This window comes from Candidatus Woesearchaeota archaeon (assembly GCA_016188115.1).
GTDB lineage: Archaea > Nanobdellota > Nanobdellia > Woesearchaeales > GW2011-AR9 > JACPIK01.
Map to the genome: position 1 here is coordinate 348479 of JACPIK010000002.1, position 6153 is coordinate 354631.

7 protein-coding genes are annotated in these 6153 nt (G+C 36.4%); 5 read left to right on the forward strand and 2 right to left on the reverse strand.

Going from position 1 to position 6153, the window contains the following annotated elements; all coding sequences use genetic code 11:
* The 5 genes from HYV86_01930 (at nucleotide 1) to HYV86_01950 (ending at nucleotide 2881) form a co-directional block, all read left to right on the forward strand.
* Complete coding sequence (locus HYV86_01930; GenBank protein MBI2572594.1) at nucleotides 1-357, forward strand: 50S ribosomal protein L18e; 357 nt, start codon at nucleotides 1-3, stop codon at nucleotides 355-357.
* A 5-nt stretch (nucleotides 358-362) separates the two neighbouring features.
* On the forward strand, nucleotides 363-785 hold the full coding sequence (rplM, locus tag HYV86_01935; GenBank protein MBI2572595.1) for a 50S ribosomal protein L13: 423 nt from the start codon (nucleotides 363-365) through the stop codon (nucleotides 783-785).
* Nucleotides 782-1183 carry a 30S ribosomal protein S9 gene (locus HYV86_01940; protein MBI2572596.1) on the forward strand — a complete coding sequence of 134 codons (402 nt, stop codon included), beginning with the start codon at nucleotides 782-784 and terminating at the stop codon, nucleotides 1181-1183. Before rplM ends, HYV86_01940 begins: the two co-directional genes overlap by 4 nt.
* 8 nt (nucleotides 1184-1191) lie before the next feature.
* Complete coding sequence (locus HYV86_01945; GenBank protein MBI2572597.1) at nucleotides 1192-1389, forward strand: DNA-directed RNA polymerase subunit N; 198 nt, start codon at nucleotides 1192-1194, stop codon at nucleotides 1387-1389.
* A gap of 220 nt (nucleotides 1390-1609) precedes the next feature.
* Nucleotides 1610-2881, forward strand: a complete 1272-nt coding sequence (locus HYV86_01950; protein MBI2572598.1) for a hypothetical protein — start codon at nucleotides 1610-1612, stop codon at nucleotides 2879-2881.
* Nucleotides 2882-2991: 110 nt separating this feature from the next.
* On the opposite strand, the gene HYV86_01955 is transcribed toward HYV86_01950, so the two are convergent.
* Together HYV86_01955 and HYV86_01960 are read right to left on the reverse strand one after the other, a co-directional pair.
* A complete protein-coding gene (locus HYV86_01955; protein MBI2572599.1) occupies nucleotides 2992-5358 on the reverse strand; it encodes a hypothetical protein in 2367 nt (788 codons plus the stop codon).
* A complete protein-coding gene (locus HYV86_01960; protein MBI2572600.1) occupies nucleotides 5355-6140 on the reverse strand; it encodes a hypothetical protein in 786 nt (261 codons plus the stop codon). The genes HYV86_01955 and HYV86_01960 overlap by 4 nt, the downstream gene beginning before the upstream one ends.
* Nucleotides 6141-6153: the final 13 nt, after the last annotated feature.

Below are 6153 nucleotides of genomic sequence, written 5' to 3' on the forward strand. Positions count from 1 at the left end.
ATGATACGCAGCGGCCCAACTAATTACCAGACAATCCAATTACTAAATGTACTTGATGAGAAAGCACGCACATCTCCATTATGGAAACGTGTAGCAAAAGACGTGCGAAAACCGTCTCGTCAACGACGTATGGTTAATATCTATAAAATTGAAAAATTTGCTCAAGATGGAGAGATTGTTATTGTACCTGGAAAAGTACTCAGTGTAGGAGACTTAACCAAAAAAGTACATGTAGCAGCACTTCAATTCTCAGCTGAAGCAAAACATAAAATTGAAGCTGCAAAAGGCAAAGCAACAACTATTCAAGAGCTACTTGCTCATAACCCAGATACTAAAAAAGTGAGGATCCTAGGATAATTAACATGAGAATCTACAACGCAGAAGGCATGATCATTGGACGACTTGCAACTCTTGTTGCTAAAGACGCTTTACTTGGTGAGGAAGTCCGCATTATTAACTGTGAAAAAGCGTTAATTAGTGGTGCAAAAGAAAATACCCTCGCACGTGAAAAACAACGCCGTCTCCGTAAAGGATACCCTTTAAAAGCTCAAACTATCTCCCGTTTAGCAGACCGACATGTACGTCGAACTGTGCGGGGAATGCTTCCATGGAAATTTACTCGTGGTCGTGAAGCATATAAGCGAGTTTTATGTTATATTGGTGTTCCAGCTGAATTTGAAGGAAAAACAACCATTCCAACACCAAAAGCAAGTTCAGATAAATTACCAACACTTAAATATATCACAATTGGAGAAATGTGTAAACGTCTTGGTGCTAAACAATGAAATCTCAAACTCAAAACCTTACAAAAGGAAAACGAAAATGCGCAGTTGCTCGTGCATCTCTAAAAGCAGGAACTGGAAGAATCTTTATTAATGGACAAGGATTTGAAAGTTTTGGTAACAGTCTTTTACGCATGAGAGTATCAGAACCACTCGTGCTTGCTGGACCCATCGCACATAAAGTTGATATTGCAGTTATTATCAATGGTGGAGGAGTAAGCTCTCAAGCAGATGCTGCTCGTCTTGCTATTGCCCGTGTATTAGTTGAAGAACACGAAGAACTCAAAAAAGTCTTCACCGACTATGACCGTTTACTGCTTGTTGCTGACGTTCGTCGCAAAGAATCATGTAAACCTAACGATTCCAAAGCTCGTGCTAAACGACAAAAATCATACAGGTAGACCAAAAAATGATCATCCCTATTCGTTGCTTTTCCTGTGGAAAACCCGTTGGACATCTTTACGAAGAATTCAAAGAACGTGTTGAAAAAGGCGAAAACGCAGCAAAAGTGATGGATTCATTAGGATTACGTCGCTACTGCTGCCGTGGAATCATGCTAGGACACGTCGAATTGATTGATGTTGCTGGCGAATTCAAACGCGGATAGGAATTTTGTAATTCTGTTTATTATTGTAATCCTATTTATTTTAGTTTATTTGTCTTAATTAGTTTGTTCATTTTCTTCTCTAACTCTCATCATTTTCAAGTATTAATGAATTAGTATTATTGTTAGTCTTATAAATAAAAAAATAACTCTTTCTATTAAACTACTCCTAAGTAATAACTGTTTAACAAGGTTTATAAAGTAATTATCGCTGTTTATAGTTATGTCAGCACGCCCATTTGGCATAACCCTTCTTACTACATTGTATGTAGGATGCGTAGATCCTTCATCTGAAACGACGACTTCTACTCATTCCACCGCAATTGCATACTCCCCTATTTCCCCTAACTCCTCTAATTCTCCTGCACCTCCAAAACAAGAAGTTTCACTTGAAGAAAGAACACAAACTCTTACGCAACAATTTCAAGATCAACATATTAATGGCGTTGAAGTTATGAATATTTTTGCTGTATCAGAATATGGAGGAAAAATCGACGAACGCCCAAAAGACCCACATAAAGATCAAACAGTGACATTATATGCAGTAGTACAAGCAACAACACCAAATGGACAATTCTACTTCACTTCAGCACCGTCATTAACACTCAACGGTAAAAAAATACCCAAAAATAAAATTAAACCTTGGGACTATTCAACAGACTTAAAACTTCAATGGAAAAAGATTGAGTTTTTTGATAATTTTAATCAATTTTATCAGAATGATAAAGAAGAAAATGGATGCAACGCCTACGACCCACAATGTAATAGAATTAAATATGTAGAAACAGAGTGGAAAACAGGTTGGGAACAAGTCGCTGATGCTCACCCTACTACCCTCAGAGATCAATTTAGTGATAGTAAAACAGGAGTAGGCGTTATGCGTTATTCACTCCAGTTAACATATGGTCAAAAAGAATTTCAAACACCCAGCATAGAAGATATGAGAACTCTAAGAAGCAGCCAACAAGTTCTTAGAATTTCCTTTGCTAACGATCAATGGGAACCATGGCTCAATGAATCATCACGCCTTTTTAACACACCATATATGTGGGCAAGTACCAGACCAATCGTAGAAGGATATCTTGCATCAGATTGCGCAGACTTGCTTGTTTTTGGTTTGAAACGAGCAGGAAGCCATATTGATTATACTAACTCACAAGGTTTGCGAACCCAAGGAACTACTCATATTGTAACAGCAAAAGGTCATAACGCAGCATTTCTTTTCGAATCAGATCCTAATCAACGTATTCCTTTTGATGCTAACAATCCCCAAGCAGTTCATCCGGGAGATATTCTTATTTGGGGAGGAAAAGGCAAATCACCGCATGCAGCAGGACTGATTCTTGATAATGGAAACGGCATACTTGATATAAACGATCTTGCATTAGATACCCTTTTGCAACAGCCTCAATTTAGACGTATTGGCAACATCACCCCACGTCTTTACCCTCAATATCCTTTTGAAATTGTAAGACCGCGCCTACCAAGAAAGTAAACAAGTTAGTATAAATTCTTAAAATGAGTTCTTAAAAAAATAAATTTATTACTAATATTTAATACATTAATTATTCTTATTATTTATATTATTACTATTTTACTATTTTACTACTTTCTCTTAGCAGCTTGTTTAAGCTGACCTAACTTAGGTTGTATAACTTGATTTACACCCATATACCCTATACAACCCCTCATTGCAGTCATAATACTAGATTCACATCGTCTCGTTGCAATCCAATCATTAAGAGGAATTTCACAAACACCACTAGCTCGACATCCACCCGGTGCTTGAACAGAAATCCAACCCTCATTTTTCTGATGAGTATACTTGTTTTCATATTCACCCCAATAAACTGGAACTAAGTGATCCTGAGGATGACCACCTATTTTCTGATATTGGTCAGTGGAAGTATCTCTTTGAATATCATGAGCTTCAAACATCACAAAATTTATTCTATCCTTACGTAGACCATAATCTTTCTCCCAATCCACCGGAGGTGCTTTTTGATCAGTAAAAGTGATCTTATTGATATCAACTTTTTGTCCATCTTTCCAACTGCCCCGTAATGACTCATCAGATCCATAAAAGTCTTTTCCATCAAATTGTCGTGTTTCAAAATGAGGACTAGCTTGAAAATATTCATATAATGCCCAATTACTACGCAGATCTACCGACCCCCAACTTTTCCCTTTACCAACAACAGCCATATCTTCAAGTATATCATACCCTGTTGTTTGTTTAATGGAACAAATAGCTACATCAACACACACAAATTCATTTGTATCGGGAATTTCTTCAAGTGGTTTTCCTTCACTAAAATCAAGAGGTTGACCTTCAAGTAAATTCAAATTATACTTAAACAAATTTGAGAATTCCTCTTCATTTTCCGGATCAGCACCATTAGCAGTTACACCCGTGTAACGACCAGGATAAACAAAAATGTCTGGACGCCCATTATAATCAATAAAAGAGTACCCACTTTGACTATTATCATTGTTACTAAACGAAACCGTCATGGGAACAACATCCCTTCCATCCGTATCACTAATAAAAGAAGATTGAGATCTACTATGAGTCCGAGGATTATACGCTTCTCTTTTGAGAACTTTAGAACCATCATATTCTATTGACCAGTAACCATTATTTATAACCGCAGGACCAGCAACAGATAGACCCACTTTATTATTTATGTTTGTATATGCTACTCTACCCCCATTAGGACGTACTGTAAAATAATCATAATAATCTGCATTCCCTTCTAACCCTCTTCCCTCAAAATAATTTTCTGCTAGAAATTTTCGTTGAATAGGGGGATAATCATCACCTTTGATTAATTCATATCGTGAACCAACCCATTCTTTACCAAGAACATTATTCTTTATACCTGACAAAACTGCGCGATCAAGTTTTGTCTCAAAACCTTTTCCTGAAACTTCAAAACCATCTGCTTGATAGTGCACATAATTGCCTTGCTTTGGACATGAACCATCATAACATAAGTTAAGTGTTGTTCCAGAGTTTAAAAAATGTATTAACCCTTCTACTAAAACTCCGCCACCGCGATCATGCGGATCTACCGACAAAGGCGTTTTTATCTGTGTAACTTTGCCGTTTTCTACTTTAATCTGAGAATTTTTTAATACTATTCCATCATCTACAAAATAAACAAACGCATTTGACTTTGACTTAATAGTAATATCTTTTCCAACTTTTGACAAAAATAATTTTGGCCTATTTTCTGGATTTAATATTGTCAATGAGTTATCCCGAGCATCATACGAAAAATCGGCGCGAGCTGAAACATATTTAAACTGTTGTTCATTATCATTAAAAACCATAACACCTGATTTCCTTTGTTCTTCTCCAGCAAATACTGTATCTCCAAAACCAAAAGCTTTTCCTTTAATAACTGAGCCATCAATAGTAAGTATCCCACCATCAATCTGTTTTCCACCAATACTGCCCTTTGTAACTATCATCTCACCCATGTCATTTCTTTGAACCGTTCCCTGAATTGAATGTTTGACCCCTTTAGAAATAAGCTGTAAATTACCATCAGTATCTACCTCAAAGTCATATACTCCCACCCAATCAGTAGGATTAACTTGAGTATTATCTTGTGCAACAAGAGTACCATCAGCTTTATAATCAACAATCTCACCATTGAGTGTTATAACTACACCCTTCTGTTCCATAAAATGCTCAAAAACTTCTTTATGAGTATTAATTGCACTCGCCCCCTGCTCTTTAAAATATTGATCTACAAATTCAGTGTCTCCTTCAGACCACGCTACCTCACTGGTTAGTTGCGTAAAATAGGTATCAATATATTGTTCCTGTTGAAGAGGATCATATTGTGAAAACTCATTATAATTTACCATCGCATGATTGTTTGCGCTGGTAAATGGGGAAATAATTACTAAAAACAGAAATATAAAACTGATAAATAACCACCTCTTCTCTATTCGTTTCATGACCAAATATCACCCTCTGAAGTATAAATATCATCATACAATGCAAATTGGAATAACAGAGGCGTACTCGAATCACTTTCTTTAACTTGAAGAATCGTTGTACCTGTTTCAACATTAGAAACCTCTGTAACATCAAAATTAAATTTTTCAGATAACTCCACGATACAACTTAAACACAAACCTTCGCTGCGGGATCTCTCCTGACTTACACTTGCAGCAAGGGTATACATCCCTTTAACAGGAGCAACCAATGAAACACTAAAATCCTGTAAAGTACCACTCTTGACATCTTTTGTTATAGAAATAGGATACAAAATAGTTGCCTCTACATTAAAATCAGTAATAAAAGTAGATACTGTAGGAACACCTAACTCAAAATCATACCCCTGCTGTTCAAAAAACGTAAATGAACAAGATTGATTAATTTCATCCGCAATATAACGATTTAGCTCAGCTGTAATCATTTCTTCAGAGGGAATATGAACATCGGTACGATTAAAATAAACCGGAATTTCAATAAGCGTAGAAAAATAGTAAGTGTATACGGGAGGAGTTTGATAGTACCCACCTTTTTGTCCCCATTTTTCCAATGCTTTTTGAGTAGCATCTTCAAAACAAGACTGTGCATAGACACGCACAGGTTCAAACTCTGAATCTAACAAAGTAGTTCCTAATGGGATAGTATTTTTGTCTGATGTTACCTTAAAAACTACAAGAAATACAAACAGCGCAATCACACCCACTATTACAAAGATTGTAATCTGCCCTCTTTTAAACATCATACCAAAGAAGCAT